Source organism: Algoriphagus zhangzhouensis (genome assembly GCF_900148515.1).
Lineage (GTDB): Bacteria > Bacteroidota > Bacteroidia > Cytophagales > Cyclobacteriaceae > Algoriphagus > Algoriphagus zhangzhouensis.
The window spans coordinates 41,903-67,085 of the sequence record NZ_FRXN01000005.1; the positions used below are offsets into that span (position 1 = coordinate 41,903).

The window sequence follows — 25,183 nt, forward strand, 5'->3', positions numbered from 1 at the left end:
GGATGGTCTGCTTTTCGGAATGAATTTTTCTGGAAAGCCATTGGCCTCCCATTCTCCTTCGAAAAGGAGTTAATTCTTTGAAATAATTTCGGGATTGAAAGGACTGGAAACCTTTGTTGCCAGAAATGGGCTTTGCTCAGTTTTGGGATAAAAGATGTCCTTGCTCCAGAGGCTTGATTTTCACCCCTTCGGAGATTTTTTCTAAGCCTGCAGTGACAATTCTGTCATTTTCATTGAGGCTTTTTCCGCTGACAATAAACTGATTGCCGGTACGACCTTCAATAGTGATTTCCTTTCTTTCCACCGTGTTATCTGGTTTCAAAAGGAAAACAAATCGCTTGTCCTGAATGGAAGTGGTGGCACTCTGTGGTACCAAAATCGCATTCGGGTAAATTTGCTCCATTAGGATTTTACCTGTATTCCCAGTTCTAAGCAATGTGTCTGGGTTTTGAAAATGGGCTCTAAGTGTGATGGAGCCTGTTGATCGGTTAATTTGACCTGAGTTAGCATCGATGGTTCCTACCTTGTTATAAACACTTCCGTCTGCGAGAACCAATTTTACATCCGGGTTCATCTTTTTGGAAGTGGAATCTTTTTTCATCCTTTCATAGTAGAGATAGTCAGATTCACTCATGGAGAAATAGACATAAATCTCATGTACGTTGGAAAGAACTGTCAAAGGTTCACCATCCGTTTTCTTTACTAGGTTTCCGATAGATTTCGGTATTCTACCCATCAAACCATCCACGGGTGCTTTGATGGTTGTAAAGGCAAGGTTGATTCGCATATTAGCCGCTTCCGCTTCTGCTTTTGCAAGAGAGGATTGAGCAACCTCATAATCTGCTTGAGTGGTTTCCATTCTGACTGCAGAAATCACCTCGTTTTCAATCAATGGTTTCAATCTGTCAATTTCAGTCTGAGCCTTTCTTAGCTTGGCTTTCTCCAAATCAACATTTGCCAAGGCATTTTTCAAGTCTTCTACATAAGGCTGGCCATTGATTTTGAAAAGTGGCTGACCCTTTTTGACATATTGTCCCTCATCTACATATATCTCCTCCAATACGCCGTCTACCTGAGGTCTGATCTGTACGTTTTCTACTCCTTCAATAGATCCAAGATATTTGAATTCTAGCGCAGCAGATTCTTTTTTAAGTGTCAAGACCGGCAATGGTATACCTTCGTCTTCTACCACTTCTTCTTCGCATCCAGTAAATCCGATTGAGGCAATGGCCAAAAGCAAAAATCCGGGAATAGCTTTTAGGGGTTGGTTTAGTAACGATCTCTTTTTCATGAGTGTGATTGGTTGTTCTGAATAAATCCAGAATTATGCTAGCCAAGTGAAATAATCATACCATGGGATGCGTTACTCTTAATTAACTTTAATTCAATCGATTGCGGTCAATTTTTTCTCTTTTTAAAAGATGGCGGATTTTAATAATTGAGTAGGGTTGTGGAGAAATCCCCCAGTTTTAAGAGGTTTTAAGTACACATACAATGGGAGATTCCCCACATTTTGATGCGACAAAATCCAATTAGCATGAGTTAAAAGAGAAAAATTCAAGGTGCTTTTGGAGTATTATGTCTCTATTCAGGAATGCATTTAAAAAACAAAGAGACAGAACCTTAATTTTTACTACTTTTGCGGCACGAAAGCTTATGAAAAACATTAGAAATTTCTGTATCATCGCCCATATCGATCATGGGAAAAGTACATTGGCGGATAGATTACTGCAGGAAACTCAGACGGTCGCTGACCGAGATATGCAGAATCAGTTGTTGGATAATATGGATCTGGAGCGTGAGAGAGGGATCACCATCAAGTCTCATGCGATTCAGATGAAATATACCCATGAGGGTGAGGATTATACTTTGAACTTGATCGATACTCCTGGACACGTGGATTTTTCATATGAAGTTTCCAGATCTATTGCTGCCTGCGAAGGAGCTCTATTGATCGTGGATGCTTCCCAAGGTATCGAAGCTCAGACCATTTCCAATTTGTATTTGGCTTTGGGACATGATCTTGAAATCATCCCAGTATTGAATAAAATTGACCTTCCTGGAGCAGATCCTGAATCTGTGGCAGACGAGGTTATCGATTTGATCGGTTGTGATCGTGAAGAAATTATTTTGGCCTCTGGCAAAACGGGGATTGGGATCGATGATATCCTAAAAGCTGTCGTGACCAGAATCCCGGCACCAACCGGTGATCCTGAAGCGCCACTTCAGGCGATGATTTTTGACTCGGTTTACAACCCATTTAGAGGAGTGGAGGTGATTTTCCGAATCTTCAACGGAACCTTTAGCAAAGGAGATAAAATCAAATTTGTCAATACGGGTAGAGAATACGAGGCTGATGAAATCGGGATTTTGGGCTTGAATCAAATTCCTCAAAATACCATGTCTGCGGGTAATGTAGGCTATTTGATTTCTGGGGTGAAAGTTGCCAAAGAAATCAAAGTAGGGGATACCATCACGCATATCAAGAGACCTTGCGAAAAAGCAATCCAAGGCTTTGAAAACGTAAAACCAATGGTTTTTGCGGGTATTTATCCTGTAGATACTACTGACTATGAGGAGTTAAGAGCTTCCATGGAAAAACTTCAGCTGAATGATGCCTCCTTGGTTTGGGAGCCAGAGACTTCTGCGGCTTTGGGCTTTGGTTTCCGATGTGGATTCTTGGGAATGCTTCATATGGAGATTATCCAAGAGCGATTGGAGCGTGAGTTTGATATGACAGTCATCACCACTGTTCCATCGGTGCAGTTCAAGGCTTTGATGACTAATGATACCTATCAGGTTATCAATGCACCTTCTGATATGCCAGACCCTACCAAGATGAAGCATATCGAGGAGCCCTATGTCAAAGCTTCCATCATCACGGCGGCGGAGTATGTGGGTTCTGTGATTACCCTTTGTATGGAGAAGCGTGGTCAGATTAAAAATCAGGTTTACCTGACTGCTGAGCGAGTGGAACTAACTTTCGATATGCCTTTGGCTGAGATCGTATTTGATTTCTTTGATAAATTGAAAACCATTTCCAGAGGATATGCTTCATTGGATTATGAGCTGATTGGTTACCAGGTTTCTCACATGGTGAGATTGGATGTGATGTTGAATGGTGAACCTGTAGATGCACTTTCGGCTGTAGTACATAGAGATAAAGCATATGAATGGGGTAAGAGACTTTGTGAGAAACTGAAAGAATTGGTGCCTCGTCAAATGTTCGAAATCGCTATTCAGGCAGCTATCGGTCAGAAAATTATTGCCCGTGAAACAGTGAAAGCTCTACGAAAAAACGTATTGGCGAAATGTTATGGAGGTGATATTTCCAGAAAGAGAAAATTGCTTGAAAAGCAGAAAAAAGGTAAGAAACGAATGAGACAAGTCGGTAACGTCGAGGTGCCTCAGGAAGCGTTTATGGCGGTATTGAAGCTCGATTAATGTAGGTCCTTTGCTATTCAATATTCATCATTCGATGTTCATTATTTTAAAAATATGACTTCAGAAATTATTAGTTTAAAAGATTACTAATAATTGGAATGTTGAATGGAAAGGAAATATGACCTTGAGTCCAGATTGATAACTTTCGCTTCTGAAGTGATCTCGTTTACGGATTCTATGATTTCCTCAAAAGCGGGAAATCACATGTCTAATCAGCTTTTGAGAAGTGGAACTTCCCCAGCCTTGAATTATGGAGAGGCTCAGTCGGGAGAATCTAGAAAAGACTTTATTCATAAACTGAAAATAGTACTTAAAGAGCTTCGTGAAAGTAGAGTGGCTTTGAAAATAATATCAAAATCTAAGCTACATCAGGATCCAAGTTTAATTGAGAAGCTAATCGATGAATGCAACCAGTTGATTTCGATTTTTGTTAAAAGTATCGAAACTGCGGGTAGAAATAATTATTGAATAATGAATGTCGAACATCGAATGATGAAATCCGAAGTTTGATCTAATAAAAAGTAAACACATGGCTATACTAATCGACGGTAAAAAAACCTCTGCTGAAATCAAATCTGAAATTGCTGCGAGAGTAGCGGAAATCAAGCAGGAGGGAGGGAAAATTCCTCATTTGGCTGCTGTGTTGGTAGGAAATGATGGGGCGAGCCAAACCTATGTGGGAGCAAAAGTAAAAGCTTGTCATGAGATCGGCTTCGAATCTACTTTGGTAAGATTGGAAGAAACGGTTTCTGAAGAGGAATTGCTAAAAGTTGTGGAGGATATAAATGAAAATCCTGATATAGATGGATTGATCGTTCAGCTTCCTTTACCTAAGCATATTTCTGTAGAGAAGGTAACCGATAAGATCAAGCCTGAGAAAGACGTGGATGGATTTACTCCTGCCAATGTCGGAAGAATGGCTTTGAACTGGCCGGCTTATGTAGCCGCAACTCCTTACGGTATCGTTGAATTGCTGAAGAGATATAATATCGAAACTTCCGGAAAGCACTGTGTGGTCATCGGAAGAAGCCATATCGTAGGTAGTCCAATGAGTATCCTAATGGCTAGAAATGGATATCCAGGAAATGCTACTGTGACTTTGACTCATAGCCGTACTCAGAACTTGAAAGAGATTGCTCAGACTGCGGATATTTTGATCGTTGCATTGGGTAAGCCTCATTTTGTGACAGAAGATATGGTGAAAGAAGGGGCAGTGGTGATTGATGTGGGAATTCACAGAATCGAAGATGCAAGCAAGAAATCAGGATTCAGATTGGTAGGAGATGTGCAGTTTGAAGAGGTATCTGCCAAAGCTTCAGCGATTACTCCGGTTCCGGGTGGTGTTGGTCCGATGACTATTGCGTCATTGCTATACAATACCTTGTTAGCTGCTGAGAAAAAAGTTTATAATTAAGGCCAAAAAGCCTAAAAAAGGGTTTGCGTAGAAAGGATTCGCTTTCTACTTTTGCTGACCCTATGCCGCGCACGTGGTGAAACTGGTAGACACGCCATCTTGAGGGGGTGGTGCATTAAGTTGTGTGGAAGTTCGAATCTTCTCGTGCGCACGGAAAGCTCTGATTAATTCAGGGCTTTTTTTGTTTCAGCTTTTTTACTGTTCAATTTTTCCCAGTTTAAAGCGTTACGTCTTAGAAGTTGTTCCTTAATGCATTCTAGTTGATTTTTAATTCAAATTTAAATTGAGCATTTATGAAGTTTTTTAAATGGGTGGTATTCCTTTTTTTGATTTCGTGTACAGCAGGAAAGAAAGAAGTTAAAAATGAAATAGCAGGACCTCAGCCTCTTCTTATTTATGATGATTTGCCGAATCCTATCAATCAAATTGATGATTTATTTGAATTTGAAGACTTGATTCCGTTAGCTGTTCCTGATTCAATTTTTTTATCCACAATTTCAAAAGTCAAGTTGGTAGGAGATGATTATTTGGTTTTGGATAAAAAACAGTCTAATGTTTTCCTTTTTGATGAATCAGGAGAGTTTGTGAGAACAATTGGTTCTAAAGGTGAAGGGCCTGGGGAGTTCTTGGATGTTTCAGACTTTGAGGTTGATAATGGTAAAGTTTACCTGATGTCAAGGGGAAGTCGGGCGGTATTCGTTTATGATGTCGAGTCGGGTAATTTTGTGGAAAAAATTAATACCGGTTTGTTTGGTGACAAGTTAGTCTCTGCCGGGAATGGGGAGCTTTTGATTTATGTGAATCATAATTCTGCAAAGGGTTCATTCAATGTCCATCTAATTGGGAGTGATGGTGCAATATTGGATTCTTATTTTATCTATGATCCTGAAAAAGAAAAAAGTATTATAACTATTTCTGGATTTTTAGATAGGACAGGCCAAAATGTGAGTTTTTCAAAACCTTTTCATGATACCGTTTATACTTACGATCCATTAGGGAAAGATTTTAAAGCCAGGTATTATACCGATTTGTTAAGTCCTTTTATGAAAGAAAATCAAAGGGATTTTAAGGCTTTAGCATCTCCAGAAACTTTGGTTAAATCTGTACGAGGAGGGGAATCGATGAACGGGAACTTTTATTTGGAAAATGATGGATTTGTTGTCTTTAATTTTCTGGATTATTCTACCTTCAAATCTGGGATTCTGGATAAGCAGGATTCTGAGTTTAAAGTGTTTGCCTACAGTTCTGAAAATCCGATTTTCAGGCTTTTTGATAGTCCTCAGGTTCTAACAGAGGATAATAAACTTTATTTCCCTATCTATGGTGAAAAATTGGGGTCAGATGTCTTTTTCGACTCCAATTTTAATTCTGAATTTCAGGCTAAACTTCAAGACCAGTTGGCTCAAAAGGGTTCAGCCTTCCCTTATTTTATTTGCATAAGCAGAATAAAGAAGGATTAATCTCCATCTGCATTTTCAGAAACGCGCATTTGTAAAGTCACAAATGACGGAGGAAGCCTTTTTATCCTTGATTTTGAAAATTGATCCTTGACAATTCTCCATGGATCAATCGTATTTTTTTCCATCAACGGACTCCTATTCGCAGATTATTTCCTTACTTTTCAAGCTTAATAATATTTCAAAATGAGAAAAAATCTGCTTTCCCTTCTATTCCTGTTTTTCCTAGGTACTACCGCTTTATTTGCTCAAAACCAACCTCAGTTTCCCATCATCAAAAAGTATGGGGGAATCTATGAAATCCCTGAAGCAACAGAGCGACCGGATCCTACTAAAGAATATAAGATCATTGTTGATATGACTTCCGGTCCAGATGACCCTGCTCAGATCAGCAGATGGGTGGATAATATCGCCAGAATGGTGAATTTGCATGCTTTGGCAGGAGTGTCACAAGAAAACATTCATGTGAAAGTAGTCGTTCATGGAGGAGCAATCTATACTGCTCTTGGTGATGCGAAATACAAAGAAAGGCATCAAGTGGATAATCCGAATATTCCTGTTTATGAGGCATTGAAGGATGCAGGCGTGGAATTTTACGTTTGTGGCCAATCTATGAGAGCTAGAAGTTTGAAGAAAGAAGATATTTGGGAAGGTGCTCAAATTGCCCATTCCGCATTGACTACCTTTACCACCTACGTTCCCCAAGGATACGTTTTGCTCAAGTTCTAAGGACTTGGAATAATTATTGGGGATTTTGGGGGCATCTCTATGAAAAAAAATACTCCCAATACCACCGCCGCGATCAAAGTCGTTTTAGGCTTTTTTCTGGCAGCTATATTCCTCGTCGGGGTAGCTGGGTTGACGTACTATACGCTAAATCGGCTCCTCGACACGATGAGTCAGCTGTCTGCGCCTAATCAAAAGCTGGATGCTCTCAATGATTTGCAGGCTGAAATCATCCAAATCACTCAAATTGATAGATTAGGTCCTGAGGGAGATTTTAGGGTTACGGATTCTACCCGGAATTATCTTGAAGGGAAACTAGACGAATTAGAATCTCTTGCCGCCGATGATGAGGAGCAGGATGATATCGAGTTGATCCGCACCAATTTAGATTCTTTAATAGCTGGATATGAAAATCTCTATGAGGTAAAAACAAATCTAGCCAATCGAAATTTTACTAGAGAAGCACTTCGAAATGTAGAGATCGGGATCAGGAGAAGAGCTGAGATATTGGAAAATCAGCCGCTTCATGAATTGAATCCCAGAGATATCATCATCAATGATATCAAGCAACAAACGACCGTCAAGTCTGTTACAACAACTCTTCCCACGGCTGAAGTAGAAACATCAAAGTCCAGCTCCAGAAAAAAGGATAAAGCAGTACCAGTTACTCCGACTCCAATCGAGGAGCCAACCCCAAGCTTACCGATTTCCCAAACTCCAGAATTGGATAAATTGATCAGTTCCCTTCAACAAGGGACTAGTACCAGTTCCAATTCCGGTTCAGGGACATTGGATAGCATTCTTTTCAATATCCGTGGGGTGATCAATCGAATCTATAGAGAAGAAAGAAGGCAGAGGGAGAATCTGGCTCAGATAGAAACGGACCTTTCCATTAAGCAGAGTGATGTAATTACTACGATTCAGGACCTTTTGACTTTGTTGCAAAGAAGGGTTTTGGAAGAATCCACAGAGCAAAATAGCCAAGCCTTGGGTCTGGCAAATGATGTAACATTCTTCTTGGTGATCATGGTGGTTTTGGCCGTTTTGGGAAGTGGGTTTATGGTTTATTCTATCTTGAAAGAGATTAGACTTAATCGTAAATACCAAGAAAACTTGGAAGCTTCTCGATTAAAGTCAGAACAATTGGCTAGATCAAAGCAGGAGTTTTTGGCAAACATGAGCCATGAGATCCGAAATCCGCTTCACGTCATTCAGGGCTATCGATCTGTGATGGAAAAGACTCAACTGGATGATCGACAAAAGTCTCAACTGAAAATGATTGGATTTGCCTCTGAGACCTTGATGGAGATTGTTGATGAGGTATTGGACTTTTCTAAACTCGAAGCAGGAAAATTGAAGTTAGAAACTGAGCCATTTGATCCTGAGCAATTATTCAGTGCTCTTCAAGATTTTTTTGATCTGAAAGCCCAGGAAAAAGATTTGGATTTCAAATGGAAACTCAATCTCCCTGAAGGAAAATGGTTGGTAGGAGATCAATTGAGGTTAAAACAAATCGTCAATAATTTATTGAGTAATGCTTTCAAATTTACTTCTCATGGCTGGATTCAGGTGAGAGTAGATTGGGGAGAAAATACACTATCTGTGGAAGTTGAGGACAGTGGGATAGGTATGAGTGAGGAAGTTTTGTCCAAAGTGTTCAGAGAGTTTGATCAGGCAGACACCTCTATTTCCAGAAAATATGGAGGTACAGGGCTAGGTTTGGCGATCGTTCACAGGCTTGCACAGTTGATGGGAGGTACCATCGAAGCGAAAAGCGAAGAGGGGAAGGGGACTTCCATGAAGATTGTCCTTCCAATGGAAAGTGTTGAAGCTTTGTCTACAAAACCACTTTATAATCAACAGTTTGTGTTGAATTTGACTGGCAAAAAGATATTGTTGGTCGATGATGATCCTGTAGGGATCCAATACCTTTCTCAGATTTTGAACTACTTCGGTGCAGAGACTTCTTTGTATGATGGTGGCGCTGCTTTTAGGGATAAGTTTAATGGTGAGGACTTTGACTTAGCAATATTGGATATTCAGATGCCTGAGTTCTCGGGTTTTGATGTCATTGAAATGTTGAAAAATCATCAAACTTACCTTGGTCAGCCTATTTTGGCTATGACAGCCAATGTCTTTGTAGAGGAAAAAGAGAAGATGAAGCAGATTGGATTTAGTGATATTTTGTTCAAACCATTTCAAGAAATGTCCCTTGTGGGCGTTTTGGGCCGCTTTTTCCCAGAATGTGTTACTGAGATTCAGGCTGATGAATCAGAGGAAGAAGTGGTCAATACAGAGCTTTTCGATTTGAGAGATTTGAATCGATTCTGTATGGGTGATGAGTCCTTGTTGAAGGATATTTTGAAGGACCTTATCCAGGAAACGAAGAAGAATGTGGATCAACTTCAAAAAGCCAGATTGAACGAGAAGTATGATGTTGTTTTGGAGATTTGCCATCAATTAGGCAGTCGATTGGGTCAGATCAAATCCGAAACAGGAGATATGGCGAGAAAAATAGAGAACAGTTTAAAAATTGGAAACAAGCAAGGTGTTGGTTCTCAGTTGGTTGTTTTGGAAGAAAAAATAAAGGAGCTTTTGACCGAGTTGAATAAATTCATCGAATCAAAAGCCCCTGCAAAGACCTAGTTTAGGCCATATTTTTCCATTTTGCTATATAATGTCTTGCGGTCCATTTTTAGGATTCTGGCAGTCTTGGACTTGTTGAATTTAGTGTCCTGAAGCACTTGCTGAATCAATTCTTTTTCTTGCTCGATCCACTGACTTTTATAATCTCTCGGAGAAGGTAAATCAGACCCAACCGGGCTAACTGCCACACTTCTATGAGTTGCAAAAGCTTGCTCTGGATCGTGTAAATCAGCTGGTAAAGCCTCTTTTTCTACCAAAGGTCCATTGGTCAAAAGAACTGCCCTCTTGATGATGTTTTTGAATTCGCGAAGGTTTCCAGGCCAATCATAGCCTAAAAATATTTCCCAAACTTCTGATGTAAAGCCTTTTACGGATTTGTTGAGGCGCTCATTGCTCTCTTCCAAAAACTGATCTGCAAAGACTTCCAAATCGTCTTTTCTTCTGCGAAGAGGAATTGCGTTCAATGTGAATTCATTCAATCGATGATAAAGGTCTTCCCTGAAAGCACCTTCTCCAGCTTGCTGCAAGAGGTTTTCATTTGTAGCAGCGATGATTCTTACATCTATTTTAATTTCCTTATTTCCTCCGATTTTTCGAATAGTTCTTTCCTGAATCGCTCTCAAAAGCTGAATTTGAACCTCATAGCTAAGGTTTCCTACCTCATCCAAAAAGATGGTTCCGCCGTGGGCCATTTCAAAGTGGCCTGTCTTATTTTCCAAAGCGCCTGTAAAAGCACCTTTTACGTGTCCAAATAGCTCACTTCCAGCAAGATCTTTTGGTAATGCTCCACAGTCAATTGCGATAAATGGGCCATCTTTTCTTTCAGAATTATCATGGATTCTTCTGGAAATGAATTCCTTACCGGTTCCAGTTTCGCCAAGTACCAAAACACTCAGATCGGTTGGGGCCACCAGATGAATATGTTTTTCGAGTTTTTCAGCCTCCTGAGAATCTCCTACTACATAAAAGGAAGGGCTGGGAGAAGTAGTTTTTTGACTAATTTTAGGAGAAGAATACTCCTGTTTTACTTCTGAAAAAGAGCTAGTTGGGGCTTCAGGTTGAGAAGAAAGAGATTCTTTGACAGTCGCCAAAAGCTCATCTGGATTGATTGGCTTGGTGATGTATTCAAAGGCTCCCAGCTTCATGGCTTTGATTGCAATTCTGATGTCAGAATAATGAGTAATCAAAATGACCTGAGTCTGAGGAAATTCCTTTTTGGACCATTGGAGAAGCTCCATGCCTGTGCCATCAGGAAGTCGGAAGTCGGCAATGATGAGGTCAAATTTTCCTCCTCCCATCATTTGTTGCGCTTCCTTGACCTTCGTGGTGGTCTCTACTTGAAATCCGTTCTTTTCTAAAAAGGTTTTGACAATTCTAGAATAGGTCAAATCGTCCTCTACCAGTAGTATCTTTTTCATAGGAATTTTTTCTTATGCCAATTAAAACAAAAAAAGCACCAGACATGATTCCGGTGCTTTCAAATTAGGGGGATTGAACAACTTAATCTTTTATTTCATTTCCATCTTTATCGTACTTCTTACTTAGTTTTTCTTCGGTTCCATTATCGAAGACTACTTCAAATTGGAAGCTGCCATCTGGCAAAGTCCATTGCCAAGCTTCTGTTATTGTCAAGGATTTGACCTCCTCGTCATTTGCGATGCTTGTCTTGACAGGGTCAGGTAATGTATCCGGTTCGATTTTGACTTTTCCCTCTTGGATTTCGATTCCTACAGGAGTCAGATTAGAAGCTTGAAGAGGGGCTGCAAAGGCTACACCTGCAGCGAACATTGCGGCAATTAACATTGACTTTTTCATAATCATTGTGGTTTTATTAAATTGGTTAAAGTAAATGGTAGGGTCTGGACCCGTTCACCGATTTTAGTGTCGGCTGATATATGAATTGCCATTGGTGTGCCATCTGGCTCAATAGCTCCTGAAAGCAATTTTGGGGAGATTTGATTGAGGAAATGTTGAGGATTAGCTGGTCAACATGGTCCTAAAAAATCATAAATCGTTCGATTTGTGACTATAACTTGCTTTAAATCAAAAAGGAATGGTAAATTATAGGAAAGCGAACTTTTTTAACCCAAAATATCTTCTAAAAACCTGTAACTTTGAACTGTCATTATTAAACACTCACCCAGGTAATGAGCGACGCGATCAAACATGAATGCGGGATAGCCATGGTAAGGCTCCGTAAGTCTCCTCAATATTACATTGACAAATACGGTACGGCCGCTTATGCTTCAAACAGGATGTATGTCCTGATGCAAAAGCAAATCAACAGAGGTCAAGATGGTGCCGGTGTCGCAAATGTGAAAATCGATACCCAGCCGGGAACGAGATATATCTCCAGATATCGTTCTATCGAGCCTTCAGCAGTCAATTTTATCTTTGACAAAATCAACAAGAAGTATAAAAAGGCCAAAAAACTAGGTGGTCATGATGCTTTGAGTGATGCTAGTTGGTTGAAAGAAAACATTGCCTTCACAGGTGAAGTTTGGTTGGGACACCTTCGATATGGTACTCACGGAGAAAACAGTATCGAAACCTGTCACCCTTTTCTAAAGCAGAACAATTGGAGAAGCCGGAACCTAGTGATGGCAGGTAACTTCAATATGACCAATGTGGAGGAATTGTTTGACAAATTGGTTCAATTGGGTCAGCACCCGAAAGAGAAAACCGATACAGTCACTGTGATGGAGAAAATCGGTCACTTCCTAGATGAGGAAAACCAAAGAATTTTTGACAAGTACAAGCATCAATATTCCAATGAGCAGATCACTCACGTGATCGAAAATGAATTAGATGTTGCCAGAATCTTGAGAAGATCTTGCAGAGACTTCGATGGAGGATATGCAATGGCTGGATTGATCGGTAACGGATCTTCATTTGTTGTGAGAGATCCTTCCGGAATTAGACCAGCATATTATTATGCAGATGATGAGGTGATTGTGGTAGCTTCCGAAAAGCCAGCTATCAAATCTGCCTTCAATATAGATTTCAACGCTATTAAAGAGATTCAGCCTGGTCATGCATTAGTGATCAATAAAGATGGTTCTTATGCTGAATCTGAGATCATGCCTGCAAGAAAGAAGACTTCTTGCTCATTTGAGAGAATTTATTTCTCAAGAGGTACTGATCCGGCGATTTATCAAGAAAGAAAGAATTTGGGTAAAGCCTTGATTCCTCAAATCTTGAAAGCAATCGACTTCGACCTAAAAAACACTGTATTTTCTTACATTCCAAATACTGCTGAGACTGCCTTCTTGGGTATGATCGAAGGTTTGGAAGACTACTTGGTAGCCAAAAGAAAAGAAGTTTTCTTGGAAGGAAAACCTCATATGGGTGATTTGGAAGATCTTTTGAACTTCCGTCCAAGAGTTGAGAAATTGGTTTCCAAGGATGTGAAATTGAGAACCTTTATCACCAATGATGATGATAGAGATGTGATGGTTTCTTCTGTGTATGATACGACTTATGAAGTGATCAAGCCAGGAATTGATTCTTTGGTTGTGATTGATGATAGTATCGTAAGGGGAACCACTTTGGAAAAGAGTATTTTGACGACTTTGGATAAACTGAAGCCAAAGAAAATCATTATCGTTTCTTCAGCTCCTCAGATTAGATTCCCTGATTGCTACGGTATCGATATGTCCAGAATGAAGGAATTTATTGCCTTTAGAGCTGCTCTTGCTTTGTTGAAAGAAAGAGGGTTGGATAATATCTTGGATGAAACATATGAAGCTTGTTTAGTAAATCCTGCAGGATCAGAGAATTTTGTAAAATGGGTTTATAAGCAATTTACAGATGATGAGATTTCTGCGAAAATCGGGGAGATTGTAACTAACCCTGAGATCGAGGCAGAGGTTCAAGTGATTTACCAAACTGTAGATAATCTTCATAAATGTACCCCTGATCATATTGGTGACTGGTATTTCACCGGTAACTATCCGACTTCAGGAGGTACAAGAGTAGTGAACAGATCTTTTGTCAACTTCATGGAAGGCAAAACTGTCAGAGCATATTAATTATTGATATAATATTTGAAAGGCGCAGAGAATACTTTGCGCCTTTTGTGTTTTTAGGCCTAGCAAAGACCAAAGGAAAATTTAACTTAGAGCATCTAATTAGTGAATTATGAATATTGACGTAGCCCTTTTAAAGCAGATTTGTGAAATAGCCGGTGCACCGGGATTTGAAAAAAGAGTTCGTGACTTGGTTGTGGATTTGGTGACACCATTGGCCGATGAAGTCAAGACAGATAATTTGGGAAATGTGATTGCAATCAAAAGAGGGAAAAGCAACCCTGATGGCAAAAGAGTCATGGTAGCTGCCCATATGGATGAGATTGGATTTATTGTTACCCATATCAATGACAATGGCTTTTTGCGTTTCCATACTTTGGGAGGTTTTGATCCCAAAACATTGACTGCTCAGCGAGTGATTGTTCATGGGAAAAAGGATTTGGTCGGAGTGATGGGATCTAAGCCTATTCACGTGATGAGTCCGGAAGAAAGAACCAAATTACCAAAGACAACCGACTTTTTCATCGATTTGGGAATGTCCAAAGAGGAGGTTGAAAAATACATCTCAATCGGTGATCCTGTTACCCGTGATAGAGAGTTGATAGAAATGGGTGACTGCGTTAATTGTAAATCCATTGACAATCGTGTGGCAGTTTTCATTTTGATTCAAGCTTTGAAAAAGTTAGAAAACCCTCCATACGATGTTTATGCGACATTTACAGTGCAGGAAGAAGTTGGGATTCGCGGCGCAAATGTAGCAGCGCATAGCATTAACCCTGATTTCGGGATTGCATTGGATACTACCATTGCGTTTGATGTGCCTGGAGCTCAGGCTCATGAGAAAGTGACAGAGTTGGGTAAAGGAACTGCCATCAAGATCATGGATGCTAGTACCATCTGTGATTATAGAATGGTGGAATTTATGAAGCAAACAGCAAATGAAGCTGACATCACTTGGCAGCCAGAAATCTTGACTGCAGGAGGTACAGATACTGCTGGAGTTCAGCGAATGGGGAAACAAGGAGCAATAGCAGGGGCTATTTCTATCCCAACCCGACACCTTCATCAAGTGATTGAAATGGCTCACAAAAAAGATATAGCAGATTCAATATCTCTTTTAGTGGCCTGTTTGGAACAGGTCGATAAATATGACTGGAAACATTAAAAGAAACTAAAGGCCCTGAAACATACTCAGGGCTTTTTTGTTTCTTTTATTCCTATTACCTTTTTAGTATGTCTTTTTTAAATCCTCTCTCCAGCTTATTCGGAACAACCTCAAAGATTGAAATTGAGCCATTTTTGGCTATTTCTAATGGGAAAGAGGTCTTTGTGAAGGGAAGAGTGATCACTTTGCAAAAGCAAAGCCTTCCTAAGGCCAAAAACAATTCTCTTTCAAATATTTGGGCTGCGATTCGAAGGTACTCAGTAACCAGTATTCAGGGGATTCAAGTTGTCGTTTCTTCAGGTGGAAAAGAGTCGAATGTAATGACGGATCATGATGGTGTATTTGAGTGCCTTTTGCCTTACGACGGGGAAAGAAAAGTCAATTTTCACATTGATTCAAAAGAAGATGAATACAATGCGGTTCCTACACAGCTAAAAGTTGATTTGATCGAGGCAGATCATGCTTTGATCTCAGATATTGATGATACGATTCTGATTTCTCATGCGACAGAGATTGGAAAGAAGTTCTGGCTATCCATTTCCAAAAACGCCTATACGCGAAGACCTTTTCCAGGTGTTTCTGAATTTTATCACAGATTGAAAGTCGAAGGAGGAAACGAGGTTTTTTATGTAAGTAGTAGCGATTGGTCTCTATTTGACTTGATTCAGGACTTTCTGGAATATAGAAATATACCTTTGGGACCGATTTTGCTCAAAGACAAGCATATCAATCTGAAAAATATCTGGAAGTCGGGAGGAGGTAGTCATCATCATAAATCTGACAAAATCCGGTTCCTATTATCTTTTTATCCAGAGATGAAATTCATCCTATTTGGAGATAGTGGGCAGCACGATCCTGAGATCTATTCCGAGATCATAAAAGAATTTCCCAAGAGAATAAAAGCTGTTTTTATCAGACAGGTGAATAAAAAGTCTGAAGAAATTCCCGGGCGTCAAAAAATGAAAGATGAGCTAGGCTTTCATTTTGTCAAATCAACCGAAGAAGCTATAAAAATTGCAGAGTCATTAAATCTATTCCATCTATGAGTAAGCAAGCATTATTAGTGTATAACCCCAAATCTGGGGATGAACACATTCCAGTTGAGGAATTAAAAGATCGGATTTTCCTGAATTTGAGAGGGTATGATTTGGCTGTTTTTGAGACCACTGGGGAGAATGACCCAAAAAAAATCCAAGAAAAGATACAGGAACTTCAACCTGAATTAGTATTGGCTGCTGGTGGAGATGGCACTGTGAAAATTGTTGCGGAAGTTATTCCAGAAGATGTGATCTTGGCCATTTTACCGATGGGATCCGCAAATGGATTGGCAAAATGCCTGGGGATTGATTTGCTAGAAGATGGCTTGGAAGCATTGAGATATTTGAAAACTAGCCCTATTGATGGAGTAGAAATCAATGGGGAGTTGTGTTTGCATCTTTCTGATTTTGGATTGAATGCAGATATGATCCATCATTTTGAAGAGGAAGGAACTCGAGGAATGTTTGGCTATATCAAGAGTTCGGTTTCTCAGATTTTCAAAGCAGAACCCCAGCCTTTCCGGATTAAATCAGGAGATCAGGTCTGGGAGACAAAGTCCCGAATGCTTTTGATTGCCAATGGCGATCGATATGGGACTGGTGCGATTATCAATCCGATGGGAAAAATGAATGATGGGAAATTTGAGGTGGTAGCCCATGATGTGGAATCTTGGGAAGACTTTCTGAAAATGACCAAAAGCATGATTGATGGAGCTGTTCCTGAGGGAAACACAATTCAATCTTGGTCTTTTGAGTCCTGTGAAATTGAAAATCTAAATCAGGTGAATTTCCAGATCGATGGAGAATTGAAAGGGAAACCCGATAAAATCACAGTCAAAATTCTTCCGGCAAGGTTTCAGATGGTTGTGAGTAAAAATGAACTTCACCGTTAATCTTATTTTTTCTTCATGGGAAGAATGATTTTCCTATTTTCCCTTTTTTAAAATTAAACCTATGAAGAAAAGTAACCTATTGCCAATTCTTTGCTCTGTCTTGATTCTCCAATTTTGCCAGAAAAAAGAAGTCGAAAATCAAGAAGTAGTATCAGAGCCTGTTCAAGAAGAATGGGTAGAATTGTTTAATGGAAAAGACCTGACGGGTTGGATTCCTAAAATTCATCATCATGAAACTGGTGACAATTTTGCCAACACATTTCGAGTTGTCGATGGTATGATTGAAGTGAATTATGATGGCTATGACAAATTTGAAAATAGATTTGGACACTTGTTTTATGAAAAGCCATTTTCTTCATATCAGCTGACTTGGATGTATAGATTTACGGATCAGTTTATGGAAGATGCGCCGAGCTATACCTATCGGAATTCCGGTGTAATGTTCCATTCACAGGCTCCAGAGACTATTTTGAAAGAACAGGATTGGCCAATTTCAGTGGAGTGGCAGATGTATGCTCAGGAAGAGGAAGGCGTTCCAAGACCGACAGGGAATATGTGTTCTCCAGGTACAGATGTGGAGTTTGAAGGAAAAATAGATCCCCGACATTGCATCAATTCCAGTGGCCCAACTTTCCAATGGAATGAGTGGGTGAAAGCTGATTTGATCGTCTATAAGGATTCGATCGTTCATCACTTAGTCAATGGTGATACTGTTTTGACTTATAAGTTTCCTCAAATTGGAGGAGGAACTGCGAATCGATTCGATCCAGCTATAAAAGTCGATGGAACACCTCTTAAATCAGGATATATTGGCTTGCAAAGTGAGGGTCAGGGTGTTCTGTTTAAGGATATAAAGATTAAAGAATTGAAATAAAAAAACCGAAGCTGAAAGGCTTCGGTTTTTTGTTTTTAGGCAATTTGCTTACCCTAATTTCGAAAGGCTTTCTTCCAAAGCTTTGATTTTAGCTTCAGCATCTGCCTGCTTTTTCTTTTCATTTTCTACTACCTGAGCTGGAGCTCCAGCGACAAATCGCTCATTGCTCAACTTCTTCACCACTGAGTTCAGGAAGCCTCTGGTATAATCCAACTCTTTTTGAATGTTGGCTTTTTCCTCCTCGATATTGATAGAATCTCCCATCGGCACGAAGCATTCGTCCGACTTCACTACAAAGCTCATCGCATTTTCTACATTCTCTGCGAAAGCAAGACTGGATAGGTTTGCAAGCTTGTACAATACAGCTTCGAATCTACCGTAAAGCTCAGGGTTCTTGGCATTGATAGTCAATTCCAAAGCTTCTTTCGGAGACATTCCTTTGGATGCTCTCAAGTTTCTCACCTGTGATACCACCTCAAATACTTGGGCTGCTTCTTCGATGATTTTAGTGTCAAAAGAGCTTGATTCAGGCCAGGAAGCCAAAATCAAAGATTCTTCCACGCTTCTTTCTTTGATCTGATGCCAGATTTCCTCAGAAAGGAAAGGCATAAATGGATGCAAAATCTTCAGGATATCTTCGAAGAACTCAATTGTCTTGTTATAAGTCGCTTGATCAATAGGCTGCTGATATGCAGGCTTGATCATTTCCAGATACCAAGAGCAGAAGTCATCCCAAACCAATTTGTAGGTCGACATCAGAGCATCAGAAATTCTGAATTTCTCGAAGTGATCATTGATCTCTGAAAGGGTTTGTTGGAATCGGTTATCAAACCATTCCAAACTTGCTGCATTCGCAGATCCATCCAAGCTCGGGTCGATTTCCCAACCTTTTACCAATCGGAAGGCATTCCAGATTTTGTTTGAGAAGTTACGTCCTTGCTCAACCAATTTTTCATCGAAAGGCAAGTCATTTCCGGCAGGAGAGGAGAAAAGCATTCCCGTTCTCACGCCATCTGCACCGTACTGAGCCATCAAATCCAATGGGTCAGGAGAGTTGCCCAATGACTTGGACATTTTTCTTCCCAATTTATCACGAACTATACCCGTCAAATAAACATTTTTGAAAGGTTTCTCGCCCATATACTCATATCCCGCAATGATCATTCTCGCTACCCAGAAGAAAAGAATCTCCGGTGCAGTTACCAAGTCATTGGTAGGGTAGTAATATTTCAATTCTTCGTTGGGTTGACCTGTAGTGAATACATCCGTATCAAAAACGGAAATAGGCCACAACCAAGAGCTGAACCATGTATCCAATACATCCTCGTCTTGGGTCAAATCTTCCAAAGTATAAGAAGCTTCATATTTCTCTTTGGCAATCTCCAAGGCCTCTTCTTTGGTCTTAGCAACTACAAATTCACCATTTGGAAGGTAGAAAGCAGGAATCTGATGTCCCCACCAAAGCTGACGGGAGATACACCAATCTCTTACATTTTCCATCCAAGCACGGTACATATTCTTGAACTTTGGCGGATGCAATTGGATCACATCCTCCATCACAGAACTTAATGCAGGCTTCGTGATGTCTTCCATTTTTAGGAACCATTGCAAAGAAAGCTTCGGCTCGATTACCGCATCCGTTCTTTCAGAATGGCCCACATTGGATTTGTAGTCTTCGATTTTCTCCAATTGACCGATTTCGTCAATCAATTTTCCGATTTTCTTACGAGCTACGAAACGATCTTCACCAACTAGAATCTGGGCTTTTTCATTCAAAGTACCATCATCATTCAAGATATCGATTACTTCAAGTTTATGCTTAATTCCCAGTTCGTAATCATTGATATCGTGAGCTGGAGTCACTTTCAAGCAACCTGTACCAAACTCCATATCTACGTATTCATCCTCGATGATAGGTATAGCACGATTGATCAAAGGAACAATCGCTTTTTTGCCCTTGAGATGGGTGAACCGAGGATCATTTGGATTGACGCAGATCGCAACATCGGCCATGATTGTCTCTGGTCGAGTTGTAGCGATAGTCAAAAACTCATTTTCGGTTCCTTCGATTTTGTATTTGATGTAGTAAAGCTTGGAAGCTACTTCTTTGGTGATTACCTCGTCATCGGAAAGGGCTGTTTTACCTTTTGGGTCCCAGTTTACCATTCTTACTCCACGGTAGATTTTGCCTTTGTTGTACAAGTCAACGAACACAGAAATTACCGCATCGCTCAATCCCGGATCCATGGTGAAGGAAGTCCTGTCCCAATCACAAGAAGCCCCCAGTTTTTTTAGCTGCTCCAGGATGATTCCACCATACTTTTCTTTCCATTCCCAAGCGTATGTTAGGAATTCATCGCGAGTCAAGGACTTCTTATCGATGCCCTTGTCTTTAAGCATAGCTACGACTTTTGCTTCAGTTGCGATAGAAGCATGGTCTGTACCAGGTACCCAGCAAGCATTTTTACCTTGCATTCTAGCTCTTCTAACCAATACATCTTGGATGGTATTGTTTAGCATGTGTCCCATGTGAAGGACGCCTGTGACGTTTGGTGGAGGAATTACAATGGTGTATGGTTCCTTTTCAGGGTCAACTTTGGAGGAGAAAAGTTTGTGCTCCATCCAGTAGGCGTACCATTTGGCTTCAGCTGCTGCAGGGTCGTATTTGCTGGCAATCGTAGACATGTGCTCTGGTGATTTTAATGAAGGTGCAAAAGTACAAGAAAAAGGGGAAAAGGCCTTGGAAAAGCATCTGTGAAAGATCGAAATGCTTTGTTAATGTGATTTCCTAGAAAGCAGAATTTTGAAAGCTTTAATTAACCCTTTGAATTTCTGTTCAATTCTGTGATAAATTGGGTCAAATCTTCATCTTTTTCAAGCTTCAGTTTTTGCTTGATCCGGTATTTAGCCATCCTGATACTTTTAGGGTCAATATTGAGTTTATTGGCTATTTCTTTGTTGGAAAGACCCATAAGGATGTAAGAGCAGTATTTTAGATCCAACCTAGTCAGATTATTTTCGGATTTCTCCTGTAGTCTGGAAACGAATTCAGACTGGATTTCCTCAATTTCTGTCTTGATCTCGTCGTAGCCTTGGTCAATCTTGGTATTTTGAACGATGAGTTTTTCAAGTTGAGAATAGAGAGGGTCCTTTTTCCCATGTGTTGCAAGCCGATCTTTTAGCATTTCGACCAATTTGTTTTTTTCTTCTACCTGTAGATTACCTGCTAGCAATTCTTTCTCCATCCTTCCAAATCTTTCCTGAAGAAGATCGCTTTCCGCCTGAATTCTTGCCCTTTCTTCTTCTTTATAATCTGCTCTTAGTTGGGCAGCATTTTTCTCGGTTTCTAAAATGACTTGTTTTTGGTGAGAAGATTTGAGTTTGAGTCTATATGATCTGAAAAAGAAGAAGATCACCAAGGCGCCAAGGACCATAATGAGAATGTAGATCATATTAAGCGACCTGTTAAAAGCTGCTTCTTTTTCTGCAGCATCCAAAGCCAATGCGTTTTTCTCAGATTGGTATTTAGCCTCTAAACTTTGGATGCTTTTTACTTTTTCATTATCAAATATTTCACGGTAAAACCCTTGCTGTTTTTTGAAATAAGCCAGTGCTTTTTCTGGGTTATTTTCCTTTTCTGCCAATCCCGCTAAAGCATTGTAGATTCTGAAGTTTAGAATTGGACTTTTTTTTAGGCTTTTTTCAACTTCCAATAGTGCAGTATTGAGCATTTTTTCAGCTTCAGAATAATTTCCCTGTGAAGAAGGGATTTCGCTCATTATGCCATAACCATTCACTATAACATCTGTATAGTTGATTTTTTTAGCAATTTGGATGGCATTTTCTGCATAAAAAATGACGCTGTCTTGGTGCTGGGGGGTAAAAAATTCCAAATATATATTTGACAAATTAAGTGAAGCAGCAGCTTGTGTACTACTTAATGAAGCCCTTTTCGATTGAGAATTTTTAAAAGCTACTTGAGTGAAATAGATGGCTGAATCGAGATATTTCTTTGTCTCTTTTTCTTTTCTATATCTGTTTAGATAGGAATTGCCCATTATTAAATTTGCATTGGAAATCGCATCCAGATCGTTGCTTTTTTGTGCTGCTTCTAAGCATAATTTGGTATAGTGAAATTGCATCTCAGGATCCCTCCATTGACTATAAATGGATGATAAATAATGATAGATGTTGCTTTCGGTATCAAATTCCTCCATACCATTCAGAAGTTGCAAAGCTTGAAGCATTTCGTCGTATGACTTTTCAATGTCATTTTCCATGAAATGAAGCCAGCCTGTTCTGAAAATAACCATAGCTTTGGTCTTTTTGTCGTTCGTTTGGGCGGCATACCAAGTGGCACTATCAACAGCTTGATATGCTAATGAAATACTGTCTATTCGATAATAGATATAGCCATAAATAGAGTGGATATTTGCTGAATATTTTTTATTACTTTCTTGCCAGCTTAGGCTCAAAGCTTGTTGGGCAATCTCAAGAGCTTCTGGAATTTGTCTTTCTGAGGAATATGTTTTTGCCAGTTCCCCCATTACATCAATTTTTTCACCTCGAGACAGTTTTTCGTCGGTCGCTAAAACTTTCAAGGAATCAATAAAAAAGCTTTGGGCCGATAGTGGAATCGACGACCCAAAAGTCATTAGAAGTAAAAAGGAAAGGGTGCAAAATCTGAATCTCATCAAATAAAATTAGAAGAAAGCTGATTGAGATCCCAAGCTCAAAGAAAATCTGTAGACGTTTTGTAGACGAAATGCTTGATTTAAGTAGACAATTAGTAGCTACATGAGACTTGTGGCTCAATTGAGAGGTTTTTAATCTTGTAAAAGTAATTGAGAGAGAGAAAAGCCTGCATGTTGAGCTTAGCATAAAGAGAGGTGAAATGGTAGAGAAAGGGTGTTAAGTAAGAAGCTCTGCGATTGAATTTTTGAATTTTGTTTGGCTCAATCATGCAGATCTCTTTCAATAAGACTTTACCCCACAAGCCCATTACGAAGGTGTTTTCTGCTTTAAGATTTCCTCCTACGTTTTATGAAGAGTATTTATTTTGGATTGGTCCTGCTTATCTGGGTCAATTCAGTTTTTGCACAAACTACCCCAATTCCAGATTCCAATTTTGAGAATTTTTTAATTGCACAAGGAATTGATTCAAATGGAGCCAATGGGAATATCCTGAATTCGGATGCAGCAGCAGTTACTACTTTAAATGTAACAGTAAATAGCATTACCAATTTTTCAGGGCTTCAGGCATTTGTGAATTTGGTGAGTCTTAATTTGGGATCCAATCAGTTTACAAATGTTCCACTTTCTGCTTTAGTCGATTTGGAGGAATTCAGGTTTTCCGGGAATGATATCCTAGATAATCTGGATGTTTCGAATAATACCAAACTGAGAGTTTTTATTGCCCGAGGTAGCGGGATGGGGAGTGATGCCACTATTCTGTCAATTGATCTATCAAATAATGTCTTGTTGGAAGATATCCAAGTGTATGCTTTTCGAGACCTAGATGTGGTGACTTTGCCTGTTACTAATACAGTAGGGAATTTGTATTTGCTGATTTTCAATACGTTTACAGTTGATCTTTCTGGCTATCAAAACATGCATACCCTGTTTTTGAGTACCAATTTTAACAATACTTTTCCTATTAATGCGAATCTTCCTGATTTCCCAAATGTATTGAGGAGCATTACGGTTCAAGGAGGAAATTTGGGTTTAGTGGACATCTCACAGCAAATGGTTTTGGAAAGATTTAACCTACAATCCACCAATGTCCAGAATATTAATTTGCCTGTTACAAACACCCTTAGGGAAATTAGCATTACCGGGCACCGGATTTCTAATATTAATTTTCAAAATGCTTCGATGTTGGAGCGCCTCACCATTACCGGAAAAGATACACCGGGAGCTTTGATAATTAATGTAGCCCAAAACCCAAATCTAAATCATTTAACGGCTAATTCGAATTACATGACAAATGTCAATGTGACGCAGAATCCCCTATTGGAAACTTTAAATATCCACAGTAATGAACTTCCTTCTTTAAATGTTACACAAAACCCACTATTGGAGACATTAAATGCTCGAAACAATCTCCTTCCAGGAATCGATGTGACCCAAAATCCAGCTTTGAAAAATTTGAATTTGGCAGCAAACCAAATTCCAAATCTTAATGTGACTCAAAATAGTCTGCTTGAGGAATTAACCATTAGCCAAAATCTATTTTCAGGGACAGGTTTGGATTTGACCAATAATACGAACCTTGAGTATCTGGATGCCTCCGAAAATGAAATTGAATCTTTAGATATTTCACATACAGTTGTAGAAGATTTGATTTTGCATCATAACAGCTTTGCTGGAAAGGATATTCTAGAGCAATATTTCGATATATGGAATGCAAATGGTGGGTTGAGATACAGTAATACCTTGGATGTAAGTTTTAATCTTTTGACAGGAAGAATACCTGATTTTGCGTCATTGATAGTTCCCAATGTGACCAGGTCTTTCAGTTTTAAGATTGACAATAATAATTTTCACTTTGGCGATTTTGAAGAAGAACATTCAGCCTATGTAAATGCACTCACTACTGTTGTAAATACTTATTATACAGTTTTTGGAACTTATACATATGCACCTCAAAGAAAAGTGAATAATGTTGTTTCGATAAATAGAACTGTAGGAAGTTTGGTGACGATTTTGGCATCAGTAAGAGGAAGTCAAAATCACTATATCTGGTATAAAGATGGAGTTGAGATTCCCAATGCCCCTGATAGTCCCTCTTTTGAATTTTATGCCTCTCCTTGTGATGGTGGTGTTTATCATTGCGTGGTTACGAGTGATCTAGTGCCATTTGAAAATGGTAATGGCCCAGGGTATAGAGGTAAAAATTTAGAAATTCTTCGAAATGACTTTGCTCTAAATGTAACAGGGACTGCCACTAAGCAATGTGTGGATTTAACGGATCCTCTGAATAATTCTACAAACGTACCAGTCGACTCTAACATTTCTTGGGAAGTAGCTCCTGGTGCATGTGGATACAAAATTAGTTTGGGGACTAATGCTGCTGCGAATAATGTCATGGCAAATGAAGATGTTGGTAATACCCTAAGCTATGACCCAACAACAAATTTGAGTGGGAATACAACCTATTTTGTTCGAATTGTTCCTTATTATACCGATGGGGACCAGACTGGTTGTGTGATTCAAAGCTTTTCTACGGGCGCTGGAGGTTCTGTCCCTGATTGTACAACCATCACTTCTCCGGGCAATGGGGCCACGGATGTTGATTTGGATGCTACGATTACTTGGACCGCTGTTTCAGATGCGGATGGCTACTATGTAACCATTGGCACTACTTCAGGAGGCAATGATTTGGTAAATGCTCTTTCTGTGATCGGAACGAGCTATACGCATTCTGCGGATTTTGCTGAAAACACCACCTATTACGTTTCTGTAGTTCCTTACAATGCTGTTGGCGAGGCTACGGGATG

At 39.6% G+C, this 25,183-nt stretch carries 18 protein-coding genes and 1 tRNA gene; 13 read left to right on the forward strand and 6 right to left on the reverse strand.

All coding sequences use genetic code 11. The features are described 5' to 3' along the window. Window positions 1-136: 136 nt before the first annotated feature. Window positions 137-1,291 carry an efflux RND transporter periplasmic adaptor subunit gene (locus tag BUF13_RS16390; RefSeq protein ID WP_073572909.1) on the reverse strand — a complete coding sequence of 385 codons (1,155 nt, stop codon included), beginning with the start codon at window positions 1,289-1,291 and terminating at the stop codon, window positions 137-139. A 365-nt stretch (window positions 1,292-1,656) separates the two neighbouring features. Here BUF13_RS16390 and lepA point away from each other — a divergent pair, with 365 nt between their 5' ends. From lepA to BUF13_RS16415, 5 genes are all read left to right on the forward strand, one after another. Beyond that, a complete protein-coding gene (gene lepA / locus BUF13_RS16395; RefSeq protein WP_073573154.1) occupies window positions 1,657-3,444 on the forward strand; it encodes a translation elongation factor 4 in 1,788 nt (595 codons plus the stop codon). A 105-nt stretch (window positions 3,445-3,549) separates the two neighbouring features. Continuing rightward, a complete protein-coding gene (locus tag BUF13_RS16400; protein WP_073572910.1) occupies window positions 3,550-3,912 on the forward strand; it encodes a four helix bundle protein in 363 nt (120 codons plus the stop codon). A 61-nt stretch (window positions 3,913-3,973) separates the two neighbouring features. Next, window positions 3,974-4,858: a bifunctional 5,10-methylenetetrahydrofolate dehydrogenase/5,10-methenyltetrahydrofolate cyclohydrolase gene (locus BUF13_RS16405; RefSeq protein WP_073572911.1), complete on the forward strand. Its 885-nt coding sequence runs from the start codon at window positions 3,974-3,976 to the stop codon at window positions 4,856-4,858. Window positions 4,859-4,925: 67 nt separating this feature from the next. Next, window positions 4,926-5,009, forward strand: a tRNA-Leu gene (locus BUF13_RS16410). Between the two features lie 142 nt (window positions 5,010-5,151). Next, window positions 5,152-6,318 (forward strand): 6-bladed beta-propeller, encoded by a 1,167-nt coding sequence (locus BUF13_RS16415; protein WP_073572912.1) that lies wholly within the window; start codon window positions 5,152-5,154, stop codon window positions 6,316-6,318. Here BUF13_RS16415 and BUF13_RS20845 read toward each other — a convergent pair. Beyond that, window positions 6,315-6,443, reverse strand: coding sequence for a hypothetical protein (locus tag BUF13_RS20845; RefSeq protein WP_262710388.1), 129 nt, complete (start codon window positions 6,441-6,443; stop codon window positions 6,315-6,317). The genes BUF13_RS16415 and BUF13_RS20845 overlap by 4 nt on opposite strands. Window positions 6,444-6,501: 58 nt before the next feature. Here BUF13_RS20845 and BUF13_RS16420 point away from each other — a divergent pair, with 58 nt between their 5' ends. Together BUF13_RS16420 and BUF13_RS16425 are read left to right on the forward strand one after the other, a co-directional pair. Further along, window positions 6,502-7,044 carry a DsrE family protein gene (locus BUF13_RS16420; RefSeq protein ID WP_073572913.1) on the forward strand — a complete coding sequence of 181 codons (543 nt, stop codon included), beginning with the start codon at window positions 6,502-6,504 and terminating at the stop codon, window positions 7,042-7,044. A gap of 39 nt (window positions 7,045-7,083) precedes the next feature. After that, complete coding sequence (locus BUF13_RS16425; protein WP_073572914.1) at window positions 7,084-9,687, forward strand: hybrid sensor histidine kinase/response regulator; 2,604 nt, start codon at window positions 7,084-7,086, stop codon at window positions 9,685-9,687. Here the strand turns inward: BUF13_RS16425 and BUF13_RS16430 are convergent. Both BUF13_RS16430 and BUF13_RS16435 read right to left on the reverse strand, forming a co-directional pair. Continuing rightward, window positions 9,684-11,105, reverse strand: coding sequence for a sigma-54-dependent transcriptional regulator (locus tag BUF13_RS16430; RefSeq protein ID WP_073572915.1), 1,422 nt, complete (start codon window positions 11,103-11,105; stop codon window positions 9,684-9,686). The two genes, BUF13_RS16425 and BUF13_RS16430, sit on opposite strands and share 4 nt — an antisense overlap. Before the next feature lie 82 nt (window positions 11,106-11,187). Then, on the reverse strand, window positions 11,188-11,502 hold the full coding sequence (locus BUF13_RS16435) for a hypothetical protein (RefSeq protein WP_073572916.1): 315 nt from the start codon (window positions 11,500-11,502) through the stop codon (window positions 11,188-11,190). 332 nt (window positions 11,503-11,834) lie between these two features. Between BUF13_RS16435 and BUF13_RS16440 the strand changes: the two genes are divergently transcribed. The 5 genes from BUF13_RS16440 to BUF13_RS16460 all read left to right on the forward strand — a co-directional run bounded on the left by BUF13_RS16440 (window position 11,835) and on the right by BUF13_RS16460 (window position 17,684). Further along, on the forward strand, window positions 11,835-13,718 hold the full coding sequence (locus BUF13_RS16440) for an amidophosphoribosyltransferase (protein ID WP_073572917.1): 1,884 nt from the start codon (window positions 11,835-11,837) through the stop codon (window positions 13,716-13,718). Window positions 13,719-13,827: 109 nt separating this feature from the next. Then, window positions 13,828-14,880 carry a M42 family metallopeptidase gene (locus BUF13_RS16445; protein ID WP_073572918.1) on the forward strand — a complete coding sequence of 351 codons (1,053 nt, stop codon included), beginning with the start codon at window positions 13,828-13,830 and terminating at the stop codon, window positions 14,878-14,880. 68 nt (window positions 14,881-14,948) lie between these two features. Then, window positions 14,949-15,926, forward strand: a complete 978-nt coding sequence (locus tag BUF13_RS16450; protein ID WP_073572919.1) for an App1 family protein phosphatidate phosphatase — start codon at window positions 14,949-14,951, stop codon at window positions 15,924-15,926. Then, window positions 15,923-16,810, forward strand: coding sequence for a diacylglycerol/lipid kinase family protein (locus BUF13_RS16455; protein WP_073572920.1), 888 nt, complete (start codon window positions 15,923-15,925; stop codon window positions 16,808-16,810). Before BUF13_RS16450 ends, BUF13_RS16455 begins: the two co-directional genes overlap by 4 nt. 61 nt (window positions 16,811-16,871) lie before the next feature. After that, complete coding sequence (locus BUF13_RS16460) at window positions 16,872-17,684, forward strand: 3-keto-disaccharide hydrolase (protein WP_073572921.1); 813 nt, start codon at window positions 16,872-16,874, stop codon at window positions 17,682-17,684. 48 nt (window positions 17,685-17,732) lie between these two features. Here BUF13_RS16460 and BUF13_RS16465 read toward each other — a convergent pair whose 3' ends face one another. Then, entirely contained in the window at window positions 17,733-20,369 is a 2,637-nt protein-coding gene (locus BUF13_RS16465; protein ID WP_073572922.1) for a valine--tRNA ligase, read from the reverse strand. A 131-nt stretch (window positions 20,370-20,500) separates the two neighbouring features. Then, window positions 20,501-22,378, reverse strand: a complete 1,878-nt coding sequence (locus BUF13_RS16470; protein ID WP_083586490.1) for a LuxR C-terminal-related transcriptional regulator — start codon at window positions 22,376-22,378, stop codon at window positions 20,501-20,503. A 349-nt stretch (window positions 22,379-22,727) separates the two neighbouring features. On the opposite strand from BUF13_RS16470, the gene BUF13_RS20675 reads away from it, so the two are divergent. Next, the coding region (locus tag BUF13_RS20675) for an Ig-like domain-containing protein (RefSeq protein ID WP_208327383.1) at window positions 22,728-25,183 on the forward strand (2,456 nt) is incomplete at its 3' end.

Coding starts and splice junctions, on each gene's coding strand:
- BUF13_RS16425 (WP_073572914.1), top strand. CDS start 7,084: ATGAAAAAAAATACTCCCAATACCACCGCCGCGATCAAAGTCGTTTTA.
- BUF13_RS16435 (WP_073572916.1), bottom strand. CDS start 11,502: ATGAAAAAGTCAATGTTAATTGCCGCAATGTTCGCTGCAGGTGTAGCC.
- lepA (WP_073573154.1), top strand. CDS start 1,657: ATGAAAAACATTAGAAATTTCTGTATCATCGCCCATATCGATCATGGG.
- BUF13_RS16455 (WP_073572920.1), top strand. CDS start 15,923: ATGAGTAAGCAAGCATTATTAGTGTATAACCCCAAATCTGGGGATGAA.
- BUF13_RS16450 (WP_073572919.1), top strand. CDS start 14,949: ATGTCTTTTTTAAATCCTCTCTCCAGCTTATTCGGAACAACCTCAAAG.
- BUF13_RS16445 (WP_073572918.1), top strand. CDS start 13,828: ATGAATATTGACGTAGCCCTTTTAAAGCAGATTTGTGAAATAGCCGGT.
- BUF13_RS16465 (WP_073572922.1), bottom strand. CDS start 20,369: ATGTCTACGATTGCCAGCAAATACGACCCTGCAGCAGCTGAAGCCAAA.
- BUF13_RS16390 (WP_073572909.1), bottom strand. CDS start 1,291: ATGAAAAAGAGATCGTTACTAAACCAACCCCTAAAAGCTATTCCCGGA.
- BUF13_RS16460 (WP_073572921.1), top strand. CDS start 16,872: ATGAAGAAAAGTAACCTATTGCCAATTCTTTGCTCTGTCTTGATTCTC.
- BUF13_RS16400 (WP_073572910.1), top strand. CDS start 3,550: ATGGAAAGGAAATATGACCTTGAGTCCAGATTGATAACTTTCGCTTCT.
- BUF13_RS16415 (WP_073572912.1), top strand. CDS start 5,152: ATGAAGTTTTTTAAATGGGTGGTATTCCTTTTTTTGATTTCGTGTACA.
- BUF13_RS16420 (WP_073572913.1), top strand. CDS start 6,502: ATGAGAAAAAATCTGCTTTCCCTTCTATTCCTGTTTTTCCTAGGTACT.
- BUF13_RS16470 (WP_083586490.1), bottom strand. CDS start 22,378: ATGAGATTCAGATTTTGCACCCTTTCCTTTTTACTTCTAATGACTTTT.
- BUF13_RS16405 (WP_073572911.1), top strand. CDS start 3,974: ATGGCTATACTAATCGACGGTAAAAAAACCTCTGCTGAAATCAAATCT.
- BUF13_RS16430 (WP_073572915.1), bottom strand. CDS start 11,105: ATGAAAAAGATACTACTGGTAGAGGACGATTTGACCTATTCTAGAATT.
- BUF13_RS20845 (WP_262710388.1), bottom strand. CDS start 6,443: ATGGAAAAAAATACGATTGATCCATGGAGAATTGTCAAGGATCAATTT.
- BUF13_RS16440 (WP_073572917.1), top strand. CDS start 11,835: ATGAGCGACGCGATCAAACATGAATGCGGGATAGCCATGGTAAGGCTC.